We start from the raw sequence: 21,368 nt of genomic DNA, 5'->3' as shown, positions 1-21,368 counted from the left end.
CGCAGTGACCAGATGGCTGGGACTGTTTATCAAAAACACAGCACTCTGCAAACACGAAAGTGGACGTATAGGGTGTGACACCTGCCCGGTGCCGGAAGGTTAATTGATGGGGTTAGCGCAAGCGAAGCTCTTGATCGAAGCCCCGGTAAACGGCGGCCGTAACTATAACGGTCCTAAGGTAGCGAAATTCCTTGTCGGGTAAGTTCCGACCTGCACGAATGGTGTAACCATGGCCATGCTGTCTCCACCCGAGACTCAGTGAAATCGAATTCGCCGTGAAGATGCGGTGTACCCGCGGCTAGACGGAAAGACCCCGTGAACCTTTACTACAGCTTGGCACTGAACATTGAACCTACATGTGTAGGATAGGTGGGAGGCTTTGAAGGCGTGACGCCAGTTGCGCTGGAGCCGTCCTTGAAATACCACCCTTGTATGTTTGATGTTCTAACGCAGGGCCCTGAATCGGGCTCGCGGACAGTGCCTGGTGGGTAGTTTGACTGGGGCGGTCTCCTCCCAAAGAGTAACGGAGGAGCACGAAGGTTGGCTAATCCTGGTCGGACATCAGGAGGTTAGTGCAATGGCATAAGCCAGCTTAACTGCGAGACGGACAGGTCGAGCAGGTACGAAAGTAGGTCATAGTGATCCGGTGGTTCTGAATGGAAGGGCCATCGCTCAACGGATAAAAGGTACTCCGGGGATAACAGGCTGATACCGCCCAAGAGTTCATATCGACGGCGGTGTTTGGCACCTCGATGTCGGCTCATCACATCCTGGGGCTGAAGTCGGTCCCAAGGGTATGGCTGTTCGCCATTTAAAGTGGTACGCGAGCTGGGTTCAGAACGTCGTGAGACAGTTCGGTCCCTATCTGCCGTGGGCGTTGGATGATTGAAGGGAGTTGCTCCTAGTACGAGAGGACCGGAGTGAACGAACCTCTGGTGTTCGGGTTGTCACGCCAGTGGCACTGCCCGGTAGCTAAGTTCGGAATCGATAACCGCTGAAAGCATCTAAGCGGGAAGCGAGCCCTGAGATGAGTCATCCCTGACCCCTTGAGGGTCCTAAAGGGCCGTTGGAGACCACAACGTTGATAGGTGGGGTGTGTAAGTGCAGCGATGCATTGAGCTAACCCATACTAATTACCCGTGAGGCTTAACCATACAACACCCAAGAAGTGTTCTAAGGCTTGTAGCAAATACGAACGAACTACTTACGTCAGCTTTCTCAGATTGAAGATTTTGCCTGGCGGCCATAGCGCCGTGGAACCACCTGAACCCATGCCGAACTCAGAAGTGAAACGCGGTAGCGCCGATGGTAGTGTGGCATTCGCCATGCGAGAGTAGGACACTGCCAGGCACCCAATACAAGAAACCCCGCTCATCGAGCGGGGTTTTTTATTGCCTGAAAATCAGCAAATCGCCTGATAATTGCTCCGTTTTATTCCTCTCCCTTTGAATTCCTCGTCTTCCCCGTCTGTTTTACTCATAAAAAACGGTCGCAACAGCTTAAAATGGCGCTTTATTTCGTCGGAGATAGCCCATGTTTTGTCCAAAATGCGGCGGTCAAACCCTGCAGAACGTCAGCCCCAAAGAGTTTCGCTGTGGCTGCGGTTTTCATTTTTTCCAGAATGTGGCGACGGCGGTGATGGTGGCGCTTTGCTGGCAGGACGAGGTGCTGGTTGCGGTGCGTGCCCGCAATCCGGGCAAGGGGTTGCTGGATCTGCCTGGCGGATTTGTCGATCCCGGCGAGTCGCTGGAGGGGGCGCTGGTGCGCGAGTTGCAGGAGGAGCTGGGGCTCGATGTCAGCGCCCAACCTTTTACCTATCTCGGTTCCTTCCCCAATATCTACCCCTACGATGGCATCACCTATCACACTTGTGACACCTTTTTCGCCATCAAGCTGAGTGAAAAACCGGTCATCCAGCCGGCTGACGATGTGGCCGCCTGTCAGTGGCTGAAGATCAGCGATATTTCCTTATCCCGCTTTGCTTTCGAATCGACGCGCACCGCGGTGGCGCGGCTGCAGCAATCCCCTTTGCATGCCTGATCCCTGCTGATGACGATGGGGATTGGCAGCGACCATCCCTGTCTCATCCTTGTCCGCTTTTGTCCCGCAGACGCCATTCGTCAGACGGTGAGTGGTATAGTCAGCAGTGGATCCGGATTCAAGGAGCATATCGTGAAGAAGATAGTTCTCATCTTGCTCGGCATCGCCGTGGCGGCCTTGCTGGCCATAGTGACGTTGATAAGCCTTATCGACCCCAATCAATTCAAGCCCCAACTGGCTGAACAGGTGCGCAAGAGCACGGGCCGGGAACTGGTGATGGCGGGGGAGATTGACTGGCGTTTCTGGCCGAGTCTCGGCCTCTCGCTGGAGAAGGTGGCTCTGCGCAATCCGGCCGGCTTTGCCGAGCCGGATCTGGTTCGTTTCGAACAGGGCGAGGCCTCGGTGGCCCTGTTGCCGTTGCTCTCCCATCGTCTGGAGATTGGAAAGGTGACCCTGAGTGGCGCCCATCTCTTTATCCAGACCAAGGCGGATGGCAGCTCCAATCTGAGCGGACTGATCAAAGATGCCACTGCTGATGCAAGCGAACCTGTCGTCCCCGCAACCCCTGCCCCAACCGCTGATAGCAAGCCCTGGCAGATCAGCTTGCAGGGTGTCGCGCTCTCCCAGGCCAGCGCGCTGGTACAGGATGATCGCAGCGGCACCTCGCTGCGACTGGATCGCCTCGATCTCGATATGGGGCAGCTGGCCACCGGTCAGTGGGTACCCGTGACGCTGGCCGCCAAGGGGAGTGCCGACAAGCTCGCTTTCGACGTTAAAGGGCAGACCCAGATCAAGCTGGCGCAGGAAGTGATGGCCAGTGAACTGAAAGATCTGAGCCTCAGTGGCAGCCTGAGTGACCCGTCCCTGCGACTCGATAGTTTCTCCATCAAGGGGGACCGATTGGCCCTTGGTGAGTGGAGCAACCTCACGTTGGCGTTGAAAGGGGCCAAGGTAGAGGGGCAGCAAGCTTCACTGGCTGGCTCGCTGGAAGGAACGCTCAAGGGACGGCTCGATAAAGAGATGAAGCTTGCCGAACTCTCCGATATGGTGCTGACCAGCAGCGCTGGAAGGTGATGCGCTGCCACGCCCGCAGATGAAGCTGAAACTGGCCGGTTTTGCCCGTGCCGAGCTCGACAAGCAGTTGATTACCCTGAGCAAGCTGGTGATGAGTGCTGATGAGGCGCTGCTGAGTGGTGATGGAACCGTGCAGCTTGGTGCTGTTCCTGCAATCACTTTCGATCTCAAGGGTGAGAAGCTGGATCTCGACAGCTGGCTCGCCAAAGCGACACCGACCACGACCGCACAGGCGAAAGAGAGCAAACCGGCGGCCGATGCCTCCAATGCCGCTGCAAGTGGCAATAAAGCGGTCACCGGCAAGAGCGAAGCTCTTTCCACGGTCGAACCGGATCTGGGTGCGCTCAAAGGGGTGGATCTGGATGGTCGGCTGCAACTCGGCAGCCTGCGCCTGAAAGGGCTGGATCTCGGTGCTGTCGATCTGCAGGTGGCTCTGGCCAAGGGACTGCTGACGCTTAAACAGTTCAGCGCGACCGTGGCTGGCGGTCAGGTAAACGCGAACGGGGTACTCGACGCGCGCCAGCAGCCCGCCACCTACAAGGTGCACAAGCAGGTGGCCGGGGTGAACATTCGTCACTTGCTGCAGACTCTGGCCCAGAGCGATCTGCTGGAGGGCAAGGGCGATCTCGATGTGCAGGTGCAGGGGCGCGGTCTCTCTGCGTTGGCACTGCGCAACGGGATGCGGGGCAAGGTCACATTGAAACTGAGCGACGGCGCCCTGCATGGCATCAACCTGCCGGAGATGATCCGCGAGGCGCGGGCCACCCTCACCGGCAAGGGGGCCGAGCAGGTGAAGGAGGCGCGCAAGACCGACTTCAGCGCCCTCACCGCCAACTTCCAGATTGCCGACGGCATCGCCCGCAGCAACGACATCCAGCTCTTTGCCCCGGCCTTGCGGGTCAAGGGCGAGGGGCAGACGGCGCTGGTGCCGGAGAGCCTCGACTTCCTGTTCCTCACCTCCATTGTCGAGAGCAGCAAGGGGCAGGGGGGCAAGGATGTGGATGAGCTGAAGGAGATCACCATTCCGGTGCGGATCGGCGGTCACTGGCAGGCCCCCAGCTACCAGCTCGACGTGAAGGCACTGCTCAGCAACAACAAATTGCTGGAGGATAAGGCGCGCAAGGAGGCCGAACGCGGCCTCAAGAAGCTGCTGGGTGACAAGGCCGACAACGATGCCGTCAAAGGTGTGGCCGACCAGCTGCTCAAGGGACTGTTCAAATAGGTGACGGTTCACATGGCTGGCGGGAGCCGCGCCAATGCCGTTAGCGGTTGACCGGATGTCAGCGCCATTGAAAAATGGCGCTGACATTTTTTATGGCGCAGTGATCTGCTGTGTCTTCATCCGGAGTCATCTCGAGTTGAACCCATGCGCCTGATCCTGCTGCTCTGCTCCCTGATCTGCTACGGCATGGCTTCTCCGGTGCTGGCCGGGTCGCTGGCGGATCGCCTGGCTGACGAGCTGGCCAGGCAGGCTCCCGAACAGGCGCAGCCTCTTGACGAGGTGCAGCGGCTCGACCGTCGCCTGATTGCTCCCGACTCCCTCTATCCCGCCTGGCAGCGCTATCCGCTGCGCCAGTTGCAGGCTATCTATCGCTACCAGCAGGAGTGCGGGACAGAGAATGACTTGCCCGCCGAGTGGCTGCCGCTGCTGCGGGCGCTTTGTGGCCAAGGGGCTAAGCCCTCGACCAGCTGGTTTGCCGCTCACCTAATCTATCCGCTGGGCGGCTCCAGCGCGGCTCGCTGGCTAGCTCACCAGCCGGCGGCCGAGCTCGACGATCTGCTCCATGTGCGGGAGCGGCGCGACCGGTTGGGGCAGCTTGGCGAGCTTGATGATGACAACCTCGATGCCCTGCTGCGGGGCGAGCGCTGGCTGCTGCAATCGGGTCAGATCTGGGTGCTTGCCGATGGGCAGTGGCGCCGTTATGGTGCCGGGCAGTGGCAACCGCTGGCCGAGCGGCTTGGCGTGAAGCTGGATAGTCGTACCGCTGGTACTTGTGAAGAGCGAGTCGGAGCGATCTGTTTCAATACTCGCCCCACGCTTGACTGGCAGTGGCTGGCGCTGGCCAGCTCGCTTGGTTTTATCCTGTTGCTGGGGTGGGCCAGCTGGCAGCGCTGGTGCCTGCTGCGGGAGCGGCGCGTCGCGTTGCAGATGCTGACCCACGAGCTGCGCACTCCCATCATGGCGCTCTCTGGCATCAGCGAGGAGCTGCGCCACGATTTCGACCGGCTGCCCCCTTCCGCCCAGCAGAGCGTGGGTCAGCTGCTGGGCAGTGTCGCCCGTCTGCATCAACTGGCGCAGGCCAGTCGCCACTATCTGGCGGCAGAGACCCTCGAGGATGAGCGGGTTGCAGTTAGTCTCACCGAATGGCTCACCCTGGCCTGCGAGCGGCATGGTGCCACCTTCTGCCTTGAGCGGGAGATGACTTTGGCGCTCCCCTTCTACTGGCTCGATCTCGCCCTCGACAATTTGCTGCGCAACGCCAGCCAGCATGGCTGTGCACCGGTTCGGATCTGTGCCAGCTGGCAGGCGGGGCGTTTGATCCTCGCGGTCAGCGATGGCGGCGAGCTGCCGGGTTACCGGCTCGCTACCCTGCTGCGCCGCGGTGCCCGTGCCGATGGTCTGGGGCTGGGCCTTGCCATCGTGCGCCATCTGCTGCGCCGCCTTGGCGGGCGCCTCGCCTTATCCGGCCCGCCCACCACCTTCACCCTCACGCTGCCCTGCCAACTTTGGAGCGACCCCGAATAATGAAGACCATCCTGCTTGTCGAAGACGAGACGCTGCTGGCGGAGAACCTGCAACGCTATCTGACCCGTGAGGGGTATCGCTGCCTCTGGTGCGACACCTTGGCTGCGGCGGAGCAGCAGTGGCTGGCGGCGGATCTGGTGCTGCTGGATCGCACCATGCCGGAGGGGGATGCCCTCGACTGGCTGCCCCAGTGGCTGGCACGCAAGGCGCTGCCGGTGATCGTGCTCACCGCAAGGGTGGAGGTGAGTGATCGGGTGGCCGGGCTCGATGCGGGGGCGCGCGACTACCTGACCAAACCCTTCTCTCACGACGAGCTGCTGGCACGGATCCGTGCCCAGCTGCGTCAGCTGGGGGATGGCACTCAGGCGGTGGGCGGCTTGCAGCTTCATCCCGCCCGGATGCAGGCGAGTTGGCAGGATGTGGAGGTGAGCTTTACCCCCACCGAGTTTGCCCTGCTCACCCTGCTGGTGCGGATGGCGGGGCGGGTGCTGAGCCGGGAGGAGATCCTCAACCGGGTATGGGGCTATCAGGCGTTTCCCTCCACTCGCACCGTCGATACCCATATTCTGCAACTGCGCCAGAAGCTGCCCGGACTGGCCATCGAGACGGTGCGCGGCATCGGCTACCGGCTGGAGGTGCCAACGTGAAGCGTGCAACGCTGGCTGGGCTGCTGTTGGCTCTAAGCGTCGGCTTGCTGAACGCAAGCTGTGTGATGGCAACCGAACGCCTCCAGGAAACCGAACGCGCCGACCCGCTGCAACCGGCTACCTTGGCACTGTTGCAGGGGGATAACCGGCACGCCTGGCAATCTTTGCAGCAGGCTTGGCCTGCCCTCAACAGCGATGCCGAGCGCCGTAGCTGGCAGGGGATGCTGGCCGCGCTGAGTGCCCAGCACTGCGGCAAGGATTTCCCACTGACCTTGCCTGATGGGGTGAGCGAGCTGCGCCTTGAGCTGATCCAGCGCGATGCGCCGCTGCTGCGGGATTATCGGGTGCAGTTGACCGGGGAGGGGGCCATCACCGCCGCTGAACTTGTCGATCCCGCTGGCCGTGACCGACTGGCAGGCGCTCAGTGGGAGGCGGAAGAGAACTCCGGAGTCAGGGTTGTCGGGGCCGATCTACCGACGCCTTTGCCAGCTGGCCTCTATCAGCTGCGGCTGACGGTGGCGGGCAAAGCGTGGCAGGTAGTGCTGCCGCTGCCTGCGGTGCAGGATCTGGACTGGCTCTCCCGCTCGCCGCTGGCGGTGGCCAATCCCCCCGCCAATCCCGCTTCGTGCACTCCGCTCTGGCTCGATCAGGCTGTGCTGGCCCGCCCGCAATATTCCCTGCTGTGGTGGAACCGTCTGCCTCTCGATGGCAAGGTCGGTTGGCCTGCCGCCACGCCCGACAGTTGGCACACCCTCTCGCTGGTGCAGACCAGCCAGCGCGGTCAGCTGGTGTTGCAGCTGAGTCACAGTCAGGCGGGGCCGGTGGAGTGATGCCAAGGGGTTGAGTCGCGGCTGGCAGCGATGGATGGCCAGCTTCGGGCAGAGATTGTTTCGCTGGTGCAATGACTGTCACTTTTTGTTGATGTTATTTGCAACAATTGCTCAGTGGATGGTGGGGGCTATTAAACGGGACATGGCTGAGAGAAGCCTCCGCCGCCAATCTGTGTTTAATCCTGACATTGCTCTGACAATCTGAGCCTGCCGATCTGCTGCAATGGCGGCTCCCGTTTTTATCAGGAATCACCGACCATGACTTCTTTCCCCGTGCTGGCGAGCCGGATGCGCCCGCTGCTGCTGTTGATGCCGCTGCTCTCCCTGCCTGCCGAGGCGTTGACTCTGGCCAACGATCAGTGGCGCATCGAGCTGGATCCCGCCACTCTGGCGGCCGAGGCTATCCTACCCTCGGGCCAGCACCTTGCCATCTCTTCCCCCGGTCCGCACCAACCGGTCACCGCCTTGCAGCAGGAGGGGGAGCGTGCCAGCTGGCTGACTCGTGCCGATGGCGAGGTGCGAGCCTCTGCCCGTCTCGAGGGCAACCGTCTGATCCTCAGCTTGAGTCGTGCGAGTGCTGGCGAGCTGGTGTGGCCGCGAGTGCCGGCAGGGGCGCAGGCGCTGATGCTGCCGATCCACGAGGGTTTTCGCATCCCGGTTGATCATCCCGAGTGGCGCAAGGCGCTGGCGCAGGAGTATCAAGGGATCAATACCACCGAAAATCTCACCCTGCCGCTGGTCGGGCTGGATCACGGGGATCAGCAGCTGGCGATCCTCTTTGCCAACCCCTTCAACAACCGGCTCACTTTTACGCCGAGGAAAGATGGCATTGCCCTGACGGCGACCCATAGCGTCAATCGCCTCAATCTTGCCGACCCCTATGAGGTGGCGGTGTCGCTGCAGCCGGGCAACGACTGGCTGGCGGCGGCCAAGGTCTATCGCAGCTGGCTGCAGGAGCGGGGCGAGCTGGTCTCGCTCGAGAGCAAGCTGGCGGCGGTGCCGGATGGCAAGCGGCTGATCGGTGCCTCTCACCTCTACCTCTGGGGCGAGCGACTGCTGGTGCCACAGGATGTGAAGAGTTGGCCCGAGTTGCGCCGCCTGATCCCCGCCGACTGGCTCAAGGGGGAGAGTAAAAGTGCGCTGCAAGCGCCCGATCTTGAGCGCAACCGCTATCTGCAAAATCTGGTGCTGACCGGAGTTGAGCAGGCGCTGGCGCTGCGCCATCCGGGTCAGCAACCGGCCGATTTCGCCGCCCGGCGCACGCTGGCGGCCACGCAACTGGGGGCGGCGCTCAACGAGCCGCAGAGTTGGGGTGATGGCAGCTCGGCCAAGATGATCGCCGCTCTCAAGCAGGCTGGACTACCCAGACTCTGGCTGGGGCTGCCCCAGTGGACCGCCGGTTTTGCTGCGCCAGAGGGGATAGCGCTTGCCAAAGATGCGGGCTATCTCATCGCCCCTTACGACTCTTACGATACCGCGCTGCCTGAGAGGAATAGCCAACAGAGCTGGCTCACCGCCCAGATGGGGCAGGATATCTATCTGCGCTGCGGCATCATGCTGGAGAACGGACGGCGCAAGAGCGGCTTTCAAAGCAGCGGTGTCTACACCAATCAGGCCTGTGTGCGCCCGGTGATGGAGCAGCGAGTGCCAAAATTGCAGCAGGCGAGCCACTACAACAGCTGGTTCCTCGATGTGGCGGCGACCGGCATGGTGTTTGACGACTTCGACCCGGCCAAGCCGACCAGCCAGGCGCAGGATGCGCAAAACCGGATGGCCGGGATGGCGTGGATTGCCAGGAGTCAGGGGGTGCTGGTGGGCTCCGAGGAGGGCGGCGCGGTTGCCAACCGCACTGCGGCCTTTGCCCACGGCCCCCAGACCAGCGGCTTTGGCTGGCAGGATCCCGATATGCGCCGCAACAAGCGCTCTCCCTACTATCTGGGGGCCTGGTATCCCGACTATCAGCCTGCATTTTTCTTTCGCCAGAGCCACCTAAAACCTGAGTATCAGGGGCTCTACTTCGATCCGGCGCTGCGGCTGCCGCTGTTTCAGAGCGTCTTTCACGACAGCATAGTGACCACCCACCACTGGACGATGGATAGCCTCAAATTTAGGGAGAGCCGTCAGGTAACCGAGCTGTTGCAGCAGCTCTACAACGTGCCGCCGCTGCTCAACCTCAGTCTGGACAGCGCCAGTGCGCGTATTCCCTACCTCAAGGGGCTCGATGCCTTCTTCCGTCCGCTGCATGAGCGGCTCTACAACCAGTCCCTCACCGGTTTTCGCTGGCTCGATAAAAGAGGAGTGGTGCAGCAGAGCGAGTTTGCCGATGGCACTAGACTGATTGCCAACTTCGGCCCGGCCACCGAGCTGGCAGGGATCAAACTGGCCGCTCAAAGCGTGTTGGCGCTGTTGCCCGATAGCAGCCAGCAGCAGTTTGTCTCGCAACCGGATGGCGCCCGCTAATCGGGCGTTCTGGCTTTTATTTCATTAGAGGATGATGTGGCGGAACTTTTTATGTATAGATGAACGTTCTGCAAAATAGATGAGAGGCAGTTCTGATGATTGAGAGTGAAGTGATTAGAGAGGTAAACCATCCGGCGTGGCCGCTGGTCTGGCAGATCTATGGCGAGAGTTTTCCCCGCTACGAGCAGCGCCAGTCACAGCATCAGCCCCAGAAGATGCGGGATCCTCGCTATCACTGCCAAATCTTTTATCAGGACGGCCTGCTGCTCGGTTTCATCTTCTGGTGGGCGTGCGGTGAGCAGATCTATATCGAGCATCTGGCCATCAATCCGGCGCTGCGCGGCCGCAACTACGGCAGCCGCCTGCTGGCCGAATTTTGCGAGCGGGCAGGCAAAACCGTCATTCTCGAGATCGATCCGCCAGAGGATGAGATTGCCATTCGCCGTCTGCGCTTCTATCAGGGGCTGGGCTTTTGTCTCAACGACTATGCTCATGTCCACCCGCCCTATCATTCTGATTATCAAGGACATGCGCTGCGGGTGTTGAGCTATCCGGGGCTTCTTGAGGAAGAGGCCTATCAGCGTTTCAACCAGATGCTGGTGGAGACGGTGATGGAGCACGGCTTGAGTTGTAAAACGGGGATGTTCATTACGAGATGAAGGGGGGATTATCCCCCCTCCTAATTGCAACTATTCATAGACTGATGTCGCGGTCAGCAACTGATCTGCAAAGGTAAAGATTTCATCGATCGAGGAAATAGGATGCCTAGTCTCTTTTTTGTCAGCATCGAATAAACCGATATATTTCTGTCTTGCATTGAAATGCAACCGGCATAACGGCTTGCGATTATTATCGTCGAGGAGAATACCAAAATAACTTTGGGTATCTCTTGCCGCGATTCTTGTTACATCAAATCGCTGTCTCAGAATTGCTTTGACAACATTAAAGCCTTCCATCTCTTCAATCGTTGTATCGATCTTTGATTTTTCCTCACTACAGCCTTCGGCATTATTGTTATCACTTGATGGATTACTATCAAATGCCGGTTGGATAGTTGAGGTGTTGACACTGCCACCAATCGCAGATTTCAATCTTGCATTGATGCTGTCATTCAGAAATTGGCTAAGTGCCTTCTTGGTAATGTCGGTAAAGGACTGTTTGACCTTTGCCGTCAGTACACCGTCATAGATTCTGGATGCAAAGAACTTAACAAAGTCTTCTTCCGGTGAGCCAAATTGTTCGGCTAGCAATTTTTTGATCTGGCTAAGGTACTTCAGTTCACCAGCTGCATCGACAACTGAATCAACATCGAAAGAGGTTTTGGTTAGTTTTAATACCTCAGGCACTATGTGTTCATCTATGTCTTCCAGATCGAGCGTCAAAAATGGTTTTTCGTCCATTTTGTTTGGGGCATCAAGGTCTGTGTAGAACTCATATTGTGCCCCATTGGTAAGAATGCCGATTCGAGCATTGGTAACTGAAAAATAGCGAAAGAGTTGCCCAGAGTGCTTGGCCGAGAGTTTTTCACTGTATTTTTTACACTCAACCAGAATTTGCACTTGGCCATCTTTGAGAATGGCGTAGTCAACCTTTTCCCCTTTTTTGATGCCTGTATCTGCGGTGAATTCCGGAATCACCTCCGTAGGATCAAACACATCATAACCAAGTACACGATTGAGAAATGGCATGACAAATGCGTTTTTGGTTGCTTCTTCTGTGGTGATCATCGATGACTGTTGAGCAATCTTTTTGGCTAGACTCTGCAGCTGCTCTGAAAAATCCATTGTTTCCTCTCTGCGCTGGGACTGGAATTGTTGAGTTGATATTCACCGTCATATCTGGCCAAAAATCAGGTGAGGTCATAGAGACGGTTTATCTCTACGTATATTCAGCAAAGTGCCATACGATTCCAAGGCTGGTATGCCTGAAACAGGATCCAGCTCACCGCTATTGAGTGTTATATGAAGAAAATATGAGCTTGTAGCTGATATTTATATTAAAAAGGGGCACCCAAGCGCCCCTTTTCTCGTTGAACCTGCTGTGGTTTATCTCACTCCCCCAGCAGCTTGTGCCAGACGGCGAGCACATGGCTGCGCTCGTTTTGCAGCTGATCGTCGCTCACCTTGCGGGAGATCTCCGAGAGGTTGAGGCGATGGCCGAGGTTGCGGATCTCCAGATAGGCCTGTTTCAGCCCCTCCGCCTGCTCCAGGGTCAGCACCCCCGCCATCACGCACTCGTCGAAGATGCGCACGTTATCGGACCAGCGGGTGAGGGCATCGGGCTCGCCGCAGGCGTGGGCCAGCACCAGATACTGGGCGATAAACTCGATATCCACCATGCCGCCGGGGGACTGCTTGAGGTCGAACTCGCCGGCACCCGCTTTCAGCAGGTGATCCCGCATCTTGTGGCGCATCTCGCGCACCTCGCGGGCCAGGGTCGGCCGCTCCCGCTCCTTGGCCAGCACATCGCGGCGGATACGGGCAAACTCGGCAACGATGGCATCATCGCCATAGATGGGGCGAGCCCGCACCAGCGCCTGATGTTCCCAGGTCCATGCCTCGTTTTGCTGGTATTGCTCGTAGGCCGACAGCGACGAGACCAGCAGGCCGGAGTCGCCGGAGGGACGCAGCCGCATATCGATCTCGTAGAGAATGCCGGACGGGGTGCGGGTGCTGAACAGGTGCAGGATCCGCTGGGCGAGGCGCAGGTAGAACTGGCGGCTGTCGATGGGCTTGCGGCCATCTGTGTAGCTGTTGGGGTCGCCGCCGTGCAGGAATACCAGATCGAGATCCGAGCCGTAGCCGAGCTCGATACCGCCCAGCTTGCCATAGGCCACCACCGCAAAACCGCGCTGGCCACTGGTTGCCACCTCGGGCGGTACCCCGTAGCGCTCGCTCATCTGGGCCCACGCCTGATTGACCACCTCTTCGGTGATCGCCTCCGCCAGCCAGGTGAGGTGGTCGCTCACCTTCATCAGCGGCAGGGCGCCGGCGATGTCGGCCGCCACGATGCGCAGCAGCTGCACCTGTTTGAACTGGCGCAGCGCCTCCATCTGCTGCTCCACATCTTCCTCGGGGATGCGCAGCAGGAACTGGCGCAGCTGGGGCTTGTACTGATCGAGCGGGGTGGGGTGGTAGAGGTGCTGGGGATCGAGCAGCTCATCCAGCAGGATGGGGTAGCGGGCCAGCTGTTCGCTCACCAGATGGCTGGCGTCGCACAGCCGTACCAGCTGGCGCAGGGCGCCCGGGTTTTCCGCCAGCAGTTGCAGATAGGCGCTGCGGGTGAAGATGCGGGTAAGCAGCTCACAGACCCGCTCGAACAGGCGGGCGGGTTGCTCACTGGCGACCACCAGCCGCAGCAGCTCCGGCATCAGCCAGTCCAGCGCGATGCGCCCCTGCGGCCCCACCTGACGGCGCTTGTACTCCTCCTTGAAGCGCAGCAGGGCGGCGCAGAGCGGAGCGGGCTCGACGACCCCTTGAGCAGTCAGCAATTTTTCCAGCTCGGCGGCATCGAGCTCGGTGCGCCAGAGATCGAGCCAGAGCTGCTCCAGATGGGCGGGTGCCTCTTTCTCTTCCCCCACCACGGCGGCGAACTCCTGATGGACGGCCGCCATCTCCTCATCCAGATAAGCCATAAAGGTGCCCCAGTCGGCAAAGCCGAGGGCGGCGATCAGCCGCTGGCGATCCCGCTCTTCGGTGGGCAGGGTCTGGGTCTGTTGATCGCCGATCTCCTGCAGGATGTTTTCGACCCGGCGCAGGAAACGATAGGTCGTCAGCAAGCGGTCGCAATGGGCGGATTCGAGGGCGCCACATTGGGCGATGGCGGCCAGCGCCTCCGGCAGGTGACGCACCCGCAGTGCCGGTTCACGGCCGCCGCGAATAAGTTGCAGCGCCTGGGCGATAAACTCCACTTCACGGATGCCGCCAGCCCCCAGCTTGATGTTGCCCTCCAGCCCCTTGCGGCGCACCTCGGCGGCGATCATCGCCTTCATCTGGCGCAGGCCGTCGATGACGCCAAAGTCGATATAGCGGCGAAACACGAAGGGGCGCAGCATCTCGGCCAGCTCCACCTCGTGCTCGCACTGGGGCCCCAGTACCCGCGCTTTGACCATGGCGTAGCGCTCCCAGTTGCGGCCGTGGTGCTGGTAATAATCCTCCATGGCGGCGAAGGAGATGGCCAGCGGCCCCGCATCGCCAAACGGGCGTAGTCGCATATCAACCCGGAACACCTGACCATCCTGGGTGGGCTGGTGAAGGGCGTTGATGATGCGCTGGCCGAGCTTGATAAAGAACTGCTGGTTGGCGAGCTCGCGCCGCCCGCCGACCGTGTAGCCGTTCTCGGGGAATGTGAAGATAAGGTCGATATCCGAGGAGAAGTTGAGCTCGCCACCTCCCAGCTTGCCCATACCGAGAATGAGCAGCGGCTGCGGGTTGCCATTGCCGTCCATCGGGGTGCCCAGCTCGCTGCACTGTTTGGCGTAGAGCCAGTCGCGAGCGGAGCAGATCAGGGCATCCGCCAGTTTGGTGAGATGGATAAAGCTCTCTTCCACCGCCGCATGGCCCAGCAGCTCGCGCCAGGCGATCACCAGCATGCGGCTGCGGCGGAACTGGCGCAGGATACGCTTGAGCGCCTCTTCATCGCTTACCTCGGCGAGCAGGGCGGTCAGATCGCTCTGGTAGGCGGGCCAGCGTTCGGAGCGCTCCAGATCTCCGGAGGCGAGCAGCTCGGTCAGCAACTCCGGCTGTTTGAAGAGGGAGTCGGCGACAAAATCGGAGAGGCCGAGCAGGGTCTGCAGGGTCTGGCGAACGGGCTCGGGCAGCGAGCCATAGTCGGGGGCTAGCTCGACCAGTCGCTGCCATTGGCGCTCGGCCTGTTCTTGCAGCAGGGGGGAGAGGGCGGAGAAAGAGGGAGAGTGCTGGGCCACGGTTGCCGTCCTTGTGGTTCACGACAGCGGGTTAACGACACGGGGTTAACAACGCTGCCGGTTCAAAATGGTGGTTGCCAATCTAGCACTGTCAGGCTCCCGCGTCACAGCGCAGGGGCGAGAAGCATGATCCAGAAAGGAAAATGGGTTGCTGGTGGGGATATGAAGAAAGGCCCCTCAGGGCCTTTCTGTCTATGCGCTGTGGTCACGCCAGCTTGAAGGACTGGATCTGGCTGTCGAGCTCCTTGCTGTGCTGCTCGACCAGCTCGGAGGCCTCTTGCAGCTCGCGCAGCACCACGACGGAGCCTTCGGCGATCTGCTTGACCTGCTCCAGATTACCGCGCATCTCTTCGGCGACCGAGCTTTGTTGCTCGGAGGCGGCGGCGATGTGGCGGTTCATGTCGGCCACGCCCTGTACCCGCTGCACTATGGTGGCGAGCTGTGTACCGGCCTGGGTCACCTGTTCCACCCCCTTGTCGGCCTGTTGTACGCTTTGGGCCATCAGCTCGCCAGCCTGATGGGCATTGCCCTGCAGCTGTTCGATCATCTTCTGGATCTCGACGGTGGCGGCCTGAGCCCGGTTGGCCAGCTCGCGCACTTCGGAGGCCACCACGGCAAAGCCACGACCTGCTTCACCGGCGCGAGCCGCTTCGATGGCGGCGTTCAGTGCCAACAGGTTGGTCTGCTCCGAGATGCCGCGAATGGTGTCGACTACCGAGCCAATGCGCTCGACCCCCTGCTCCACCTCGTTGACCACGGTGGCGGAGCGCTGGATGTTGCCGGAGAGGGTGTCTATGGTGCTGACGGTGTCGGCGACGCAGCGGCTCCCCTCTTCCGCCAGTTGGCTGGTCTCGGCGGTGGCGTGAGAGGCCTGCTCCGCATGGGCGGCCACTTCGCGAATGGCACCGACCATCTGGCTCATGGCGCTGGCCAGCTGTTCGATCTGGGTGAACTCTTCGTTGATCGCTTCGTTGGCCTCTTCCATGCAAAGGGTCACCTGGGAGGCGATGTCGTTGAGCTCCTTGCAGGCGGCGCGCTGGTTGCCAAACACCTCTTTGAGGTTCTCCTGCGAGTGGGAGACCGCCTTGGCGATGTCACCGAATTCGTCACGAGACTTGAGCAGTACCTTGTGGCTGAGGTCCCGCTTGGCGAAGCGCTCCAGCAGGCCCACCAGATAGTGCACCTGCTTGACCATCAGGCGGGAGCCGGTGAGCAGCAGGATCACGAACAGCAGCCCCATGATGGCGGTCTCCATCAGACCGGTCCAGAGCAGGCGATTGGAGATCGCATCCGCTTTGGCGGGATCGAGCCCTTCGCTGAGCAGGGTCGCTTCCAGATTGTTGGCGTCAAACCAGAGTTTTGTCAGTAGCAGGAGGGTACTGAACACCATCAGCAGCACCACTTTGGGTACCAACCGGATGTTGCTCATTCTTTTCTCCAGCAGGTTCAGCTGCATTGTCATTCTCCTTTTAAAAGCCGTTTTTTCCTTTGCCCTCAGGACTATCGGCATTATCTTCTCTTTTATTAATTTGCACTGTGCTTAAAGTTGGAAAATGTATGCGACATCACTTAACTCATCTGCGGGCGATGGATCTGCTGATGGCATTTCTGTCGATTATCTCGGTTGTGCTGGTGACGGCTCGCTGGTGGGGCCATGAGAGCCTGACACCACAGACCCTGCAGCTCTTCTATGACCTCGACAGTCTGATCTGCTACTTCTTCCTCGCGCACTTTGCTTATGGCTGGATCCGGTCCTCCGATCGCAAGGCCTATTTCAAGGCCAACTGGATCTATCTGCCGGGTAGCCTGCCGATGGCGGAGCAACTGCGCTGGGCGCGGTTGATCCAGCTGTGGCGGGTCTATCAGCTATTCAAGGAGCACCCGGATCTCTGGGCCATGTTCCGTCGCGAGCGCAACGAGACCACCCTCTCCGGCATCCTGTTTCTGTTCTTCCTGCTGCTGGGGGTGGGCTCCGGCGTCATGTACTGGATTGAGTCAGGCCAGCCCGGCAGCCAGATTGAGACACCCTATGACGCGTTCTGGTGGACGCTGGTGACCCTATCGACAGTGGGTTACGGGGATCTGGTGCCCAAGACAGAGGAGGGGCGGTTTGTCGCCAGCCTGCTGATCCTGTTCGGGGTCGGTCTGTTTGGTGCCATCAGCGGTTTTATGGCCAGCCTGTTTTTGCAGCCCAACAAGGGGGATGGCGAGACCGACAAGTGGCGTCATCACTACAACAACCAGCAAGAGGATCTGCTGCGGGAGATCCGCGCCCTGCGCAGCGAGGTGCAGGAGCTGAAAAACAAGTGAGGCCGCGGACGGGCAAGTTGCGAGGTGACTCGCAACTCTGCGCTCTTTAATCCGGGGGAGGTGCTTTTTCTTTGCTTGTCCTTTAACCTGCTGGCGGCTTAACATTCAACCTCTTGTCCAAACCTGAAAAAGAGAACCGATCGACCATGCGCGCCCTTCTCGGGATTTTGATCTGCTTGTGTGCCCAACAGGCACTGGCCGATACCCGTTATGTTTCAGACAACATCTTTACCTTTATCCACAATGGTCCTGGTACCCAGTACCGGATCCTCGGTAGCGTCAAGGCTGGTGAACCGCTGGAGGTGAAGGCGGTGAACGGCGAGGCCGGTTTCACTCAGGTGGTGGACGGTCGCGGCCGTGATGGATGGATCAAAAGCAGCGAACTGCAGAGCCAGATCAGCCTGCGCGAGCAGCTGCCGCAGGTAGAAAAGGAGCGTGACGAGCTCAAGGCCCGCCTGCAAAACCTCAACGGCGACAACGAGAAACGCTTCGCCGAGAAGGATGGCCAGATCGCAGCCCAGAGCAAGGAGATTGCCGCCCTCAAGGCCCAGCTGGCCAGCCAGGGTGAAGAGATGAACAATCTCAAAGAGCAGAATGATGCCCTGACCCAGAGCTACGACAATCAGGAGCACGACATGCAGATGGACTGGTTCATCCGTGGTGGTGCCATGGTTGGTGCCGGTATCCTGCTTGGCATCCTGTTGCCCATGCTGCCTCGCCGTCGCAGCCGTGGCGATCGCTGGATGAACTGACAGCCTCTGGCTGACTGAATTGATGAGAAGGGTCGCCGTGGCGGCCCTTCTTTTTTTGGGCACATTGGCGGCCTCCGCTATTGGGCGGAATGCGTGGCTGTTTTGCGACAGGGTGGAGGCAGATCGTATACAAAATGAAGTCAGATGACCTTCATGTTTACTGGCGGGCTGGCGTCAAAAGGGAATGAATGGGGTGAATTAGCGATCTTTGTTAAAGAGTGGCAACAAATTCATTTCATATAGGGGAGGATATTGTATACATTGTCGACGTTTCGGCGGCGCGACCGCCTTTGTCGATATCAGCCTTAGGGCGTACAGGAAGACCCCATATGTTCAAAGCTACTCAAGTGCTTGCCGCTGACTATATCCCCTCTGATCTGGCCGCCCTGCGCGAAGCCATCACCCAGAACTACGTGGTGGATGAAAATGCCTATCTGGCCGAACTGTCGGCCATGCTGCCGGGGGATGGCGCCTCGCTGGAGCAGGTGACCCAGCGTGCCCGTACTCTGGTGACCAAGGTGCGCAAGGAGAGCGGCTCCGGTGACGGTATCGACGCCTTCCTGCAGGAGTACAGCCTGGATACCCAGGAGGGGATCATCCTGATGTGTCTGGCCGAGGCGCTGCTGCGGATTCCCGATGCCGAGACCGCCGACGCCCTGATCAAGGACAAGCTCTCCGGCGCCAACTGGTCATCCCATTTCCGCAAGAGCGACTCTACTCTGGTCAACGCCTCCACCTGGGGACTGATGCTGACCGGCAAGATCATCAAGCTCGATAAAAAGCTCGACGGCAACCCGGCCAACCTGCTGGGGCGCATGGTCAACAAGCTGGGCGAGCCGGTGGTGCGATCCGCCATGTACGCCGCCATGAAGATCATGGGCAAGCAGTTCGTGCTGGGGCGCGACATGAAAGAGGCGCTCAAGGCGAGCCGCAAATCCCGCGAGCTGGGTTACACCCACACCTACGACATGCTGGGTGAATCGGCACTGACCATGCAGGATGCCGACAAGTATCTGACCGATTACCGCAACGCCATCGAGGCGGTGGGCAACGAGCGGATCAGCGACGGCGGCCCGGCCCCTTCCATCTCCATCAAGCTCTCGGCGCTCCATCCGCGCTATGACGTAGCCAACCGTGAACGGGTGCTCGGCGAGATGTGCGAGCGGCTGGTGGGGCTGGTGCGTCTGGCCCGCGACAAGGATGTGGCCATCAGCATCGATGCCGAGGAGATGGACCGCCTCGAGCTCTCTCTCGATCTGTTCGAGCAGCTCTACCGCTCCGACGCCAACCGTGGCTGGGGCAAGCTCGGCATGGTGGTGCAGGCCTATTCCAAACGCGCGCTGCCGGTACTCTGCTGGCTCACCGCCCTGGCCCGCGAGCAGGGTGACCTCATTCCGGTGCGACTGGTAAAAGGCGCCTACTGGGACAGCGAACTGAAATATGCCCAGCAGGCGGGCCTGCCCGGCTACCCGCTCTTTACCCGCAAGGCGGGCACCGATATCTCCTACCTCGCCTGCGCCCGCTACCTGCTGAGCGAGCCGACCCGTGGCTTTATCGCCCCCCAGTTTGCCACCCACAATGCCAATACCGTGGTCAGCATTCTGGAGATGGCCGGTGATCGCCAGTTTGAATTCCAGCGTCTGCACGGCATGGGGGAGGAGCTGCACAACGCCGTGCTGAACGACAATCCCGGCCTGCACTGCCGCATCTATGCGCCGGTCGGCGCCCACAAGGACTTGCTGCCCTATCTGGTACGCCGCCTGCTGGAGAACGGGGCCAACACCTCCTTCGTTCACAAGCTGGTGGATCCCAACACCCCGGTGGACTCGCTGGCCGAGCACCCGCTGCGTACTCTCAAGCGCTACTCCGGTTTTGCCAACGACCGCATTCCCCAGCCGGTGCACCTCTTCATCGACCGCAAGAACTCCAGCGGCGTCAACATGAACATCCTCTCCATCCAGCGCCCCTTCTTCGCCCGCTTGAAAGAGCTGGAGAGCAAGCAGTGGCTGGCGGGCCCCATCGTCGATGGCGAGACCCTCAAGCGCAGCGAGGCACGCACCGTGCTGAGCCCGCAGGATGTGAGCCTGACTGTCGGCAAGATCCACTGGGCCGACGAGCAGGCGGTGGAACAGGCTTTGGCATCTGCCCACGCTGCCTTCCCGCGCTGGCGTGAAACCCCGGTGAGCGAGCGTGCTGCCGCGCTGGAGAAGCTGGCGGATCTGTTGGAAGCGAACCGCGAGCAGTTCGTCTCCCTCTGTACCCGCGAGGCGGGCAAGTTGCTGCAAGATGGCATCGACGAGGTGCGTGAAGCGGTCGATTTCTGCCGCTACTACGCGGTGCAGGCCCGCGGCCTGATGGGGCAGGCAACCCTGTTGCCCGGTTATACCGGCGAGCAGAACGAGCTGTTCCTGCAGGGGCGCGGTGTCTTTGTCTGCATCAGCCCGTGGAACTTCCCGCTGGCGATCTTCCTCGGCCAAATTGCTGCTGCGCTGGCCACCGGCAACACCGTCATCGCCAAACCGGCGGAGCAGACCGGCCTTATAGCCCATCTGGCGGTGACTCTGGCCCATCAGGCCGGTATTCCGGGCGACGTGCTGCAACTGCTGCCCGGTGACGGTGCCACCGTGGGTGCCAAGTTGACAGCCGATCCGCGCATCGGCGGCGTCTGCTTCACCGGCTCCACCGAGACTGCCAAGCTCATCAACATGACCCTGGCCCAGCGCGATGGCGCCATCCTGCCGCTTATCGCCGAAACCGGCGGCCAGAACGCTATGATCGTCGACTCCACCGCCCTGCCGGAGCAGGTGGTGCGCGACGTGGTGAGCGCCGCCTTCCAGAGCGCCGGTCAGCGCTGCTCGGCCCTGCGGGTGCTCTACCTGCAGGAGGAGATCGCCGAGCGGGTGCTGGAGATCCTCACCGGCGCCATGCAGGAGCTGAAAGTGGGCAACCCGACCGAGCACAACACCGACGTCGGCCCGGTGATCGATGCCGATGCCAAGGCCGGTCTCGATGCTCACCTCGCCTACATGATCCCGCGTGCTCGCCTGATTGCCCAGGCGCCGATGCCCGCCGCGACCATGGAGGGACACTTCGTCCAGCCGACCGCGCTGGAGATCGGCTCCATCCGCGAGCTGGTGAAGGAGCAGTTCGGTCCCATCCTGCACGTGGTGCGCTACGCCACCCGGGATCTGGACAAGGTGATCAGCGACATCAACGGCACCGGCTACGGCCTGACGCTGGGGATCCACAGTCGCAACGAATCCCACGCCGAGGAGCTGGCGAGCCGCATCAACGTCGGCAACGTCTACATCAACCGCAACCAGATCGGCGCCATGGTCGGGGTGCAGCCGTTCGGCGGCCAGGGGCTCTCCGGCACCGGCCCCAAGGCGGGTGGCCCCCACTACCTGAGCCGCTTCGTTACCGAGAAGACCCGCACCATCAACACCACTGCGGTGGGCGGCAACGCCTCCCTGCTGGCGATGGGTGATGCCTGATCCGCGTCGATAGAGGCCGGATACTGGATGCCGGATAACAGCGGGCCGCCTTCGGGCGGCCTCTTTATTTGCGCCATCCGTTTTTTACGAA

At 60.4% G+C, this 21,368-nt stretch carries 12 protein-coding genes, 2 rRNA genes and 1 pseudogene (1 of these 15 cut by a window edge); 12 read left to right on the top strand and 3 right to left on the bottom strand.

Annotation, left to right across the window (positions count from 1 at the left end; translation table 11 throughout):
- The 9 genes and pseudogenes from I6L46_RS12840 to I6L46_RS12800 form a co-directional block, all read left to right on the top strand.
- A 23S ribosomal RNA gene (locus I6L46_RS12840) occupies positions 1-1,154 on the top strand (it extends 1,735 nt beyond the left edge of the window).
- An 81-nt stretch (positions 1,155-1,235) separates the two neighbouring features.
- Positions 1,236-1,350: ribosomal RNA gene (gene rrf, locus I6L46_RS12835) — 5S ribosomal RNA — on the top strand.
- Positions 1,351-1,533: 183 nt separating this feature from the next.
- A complete protein-coding gene (locus I6L46_RS12830) occupies positions 1,534-2,040 on the top strand; it encodes an NUDIX domain-containing protein (RefSeq protein ID WP_216975797.1) in 507 nt (168 codons plus the stop codon).
- A 132-nt stretch (positions 2,041-2,172) separates the two neighbouring features.
- A pseudogene (locus I6L46_RS12825) lies at positions 2,173-4,336 on the top strand (AsmA family protein).
- A gap of 144 nt (positions 4,337-4,480) precedes the next feature.
- Positions 4,481-5,860, top strand: a complete 1,380-nt coding sequence (locus tag I6L46_RS12820) for a DUF3404 domain-containing protein (RefSeq protein WP_216975795.1) — start codon at positions 4,481-4,483, stop codon at positions 5,858-5,860.
- The gene (locus I6L46_RS12815; protein ID WP_204482597.1) at positions 5,860-6,507 is read left to right on the top strand and encodes a response regulator transcription factor; all 648 of its coding nucleotides are present in this window, start codon (positions 5,860-5,862) and stop codon (positions 6,505-6,507) included. The genes I6L46_RS12820 and I6L46_RS12815 overlap by 1 nt, the downstream gene beginning before the upstream one ends.
- A complete protein-coding gene (locus tag I6L46_RS12810) occupies positions 6,504-7,337 on the top strand; it encodes a DUF2861 family protein (protein ID WP_216975793.1) in 834 nt (277 codons plus the stop codon). The genes I6L46_RS12815 and I6L46_RS12810 overlap by 4 nt, the downstream gene beginning before the upstream one ends.
- A 258-nt stretch (positions 7,338-7,595) precedes the next feature.
- Positions 7,596-9,797 (top strand): glycoside hydrolase, encoded by a 2,202-nt coding sequence (locus I6L46_RS12805; RefSeq protein ID WP_216975791.1) that lies wholly within the window; start codon positions 7,596-7,598, stop codon positions 9,795-9,797.
- A gap of 95 nt (positions 9,798-9,892) precedes the next feature.
- Positions 9,893-10,456: a GNAT family N-acetyltransferase gene (locus I6L46_RS12800; RefSeq protein WP_216975789.1), complete on the top strand. Its 564-nt coding sequence runs from the start codon at positions 9,893-9,895 to the stop codon at positions 10,454-10,456.
- A 30-nt stretch (positions 10,457-10,486) separates the two neighbouring features.
- Here I6L46_RS12800 and I6L46_RS12795 read toward each other — a convergent pair whose 3' ends face one another.
- The 3 genes from I6L46_RS12795 to I6L46_RS12785 form a co-directional block, all read right to left on the bottom strand.
- Entirely contained in the window at positions 10,487-11,581 is a 1,095-nt protein-coding gene (locus I6L46_RS12795; RefSeq protein WP_216975787.1) for a type I restriction endonuclease, read from the bottom strand.
- Between the two features lie 266 nt (positions 11,582-11,847).
- Positions 11,848-14,721 (bottom strand): bifunctional [glutamate--ammonia ligase]-adenylyl-L-tyrosine phosphorylase/[glutamate--ammonia-ligase] adenylyltransferase, encoded by a 2,874-nt coding sequence (glnE, locus tag I6L46_RS12790; protein ID WP_216975785.1) that lies wholly within the window; start codon positions 14,719-14,721, stop codon positions 11,848-11,850.
- Between the two features lie 205 nt (positions 14,722-14,926).
- Positions 14,927-16,177 carry a methyl-accepting chemotaxis protein gene (locus I6L46_RS12785; protein ID WP_184237551.1) on the bottom strand — a complete coding sequence of 417 codons (1,251 nt, stop codon included), beginning with the start codon at positions 16,175-16,177 and terminating at the stop codon, positions 14,927-14,929.
- A 101-nt stretch (positions 16,178-16,278) separates the two neighbouring features.
- Between I6L46_RS12785 and I6L46_RS12780 the strand changes: the two genes are divergently transcribed.
- From I6L46_RS12780 to putA, 3 genes are all read left to right on the top strand, one after another.
- The gene (locus I6L46_RS12780; protein ID WP_254203099.1) at positions 16,279-17,031 is read left to right on the top strand and encodes a potassium channel family protein; all 753 of its coding nucleotides are present in this window, start codon (positions 16,279-16,281) and stop codon (positions 17,029-17,031) included.
- A 146-nt stretch (positions 17,032-17,177) separates the two neighbouring features.
- On the top strand, positions 17,178-17,783 hold the full coding sequence (locus tag I6L46_RS12775) for a TIGR04211 family SH3 domain-containing protein (RefSeq protein ID WP_042029683.1): 606 nt from the start codon (positions 17,178-17,180) through the stop codon (positions 17,781-17,783).
- A gap of 329 nt (positions 17,784-18,112) precedes the next feature.
- Positions 18,113-21,277 (top strand): bifunctional proline dehydrogenase/L-glutamate gamma-semialdehyde dehydrogenase PutA, encoded by a 3,165-nt coding sequence (gene putA, locus I6L46_RS12770; RefSeq protein ID WP_216975780.1) that lies wholly within the window; start codon positions 18,113-18,115, stop codon positions 21,275-21,277.
- The last annotated feature ends 91 nt before the right edge of the window (positions 21,278-21,368 follow it).

The organism is Aeromonas sp. FDAARGOS 1416 (genome assembly GCF_019048085.1).
Taxonomy (GTDB): Bacteria; Pseudomonadota; Gammaproteobacteria; order Enterobacterales; family Aeromonadaceae; genus Aeromonas; species Aeromonas veronii.
The sequence above is the reverse complement of the archived record's forward strand: the minus strand, read 5'-3'. Positions and strand labels throughout refer to the sequence as shown.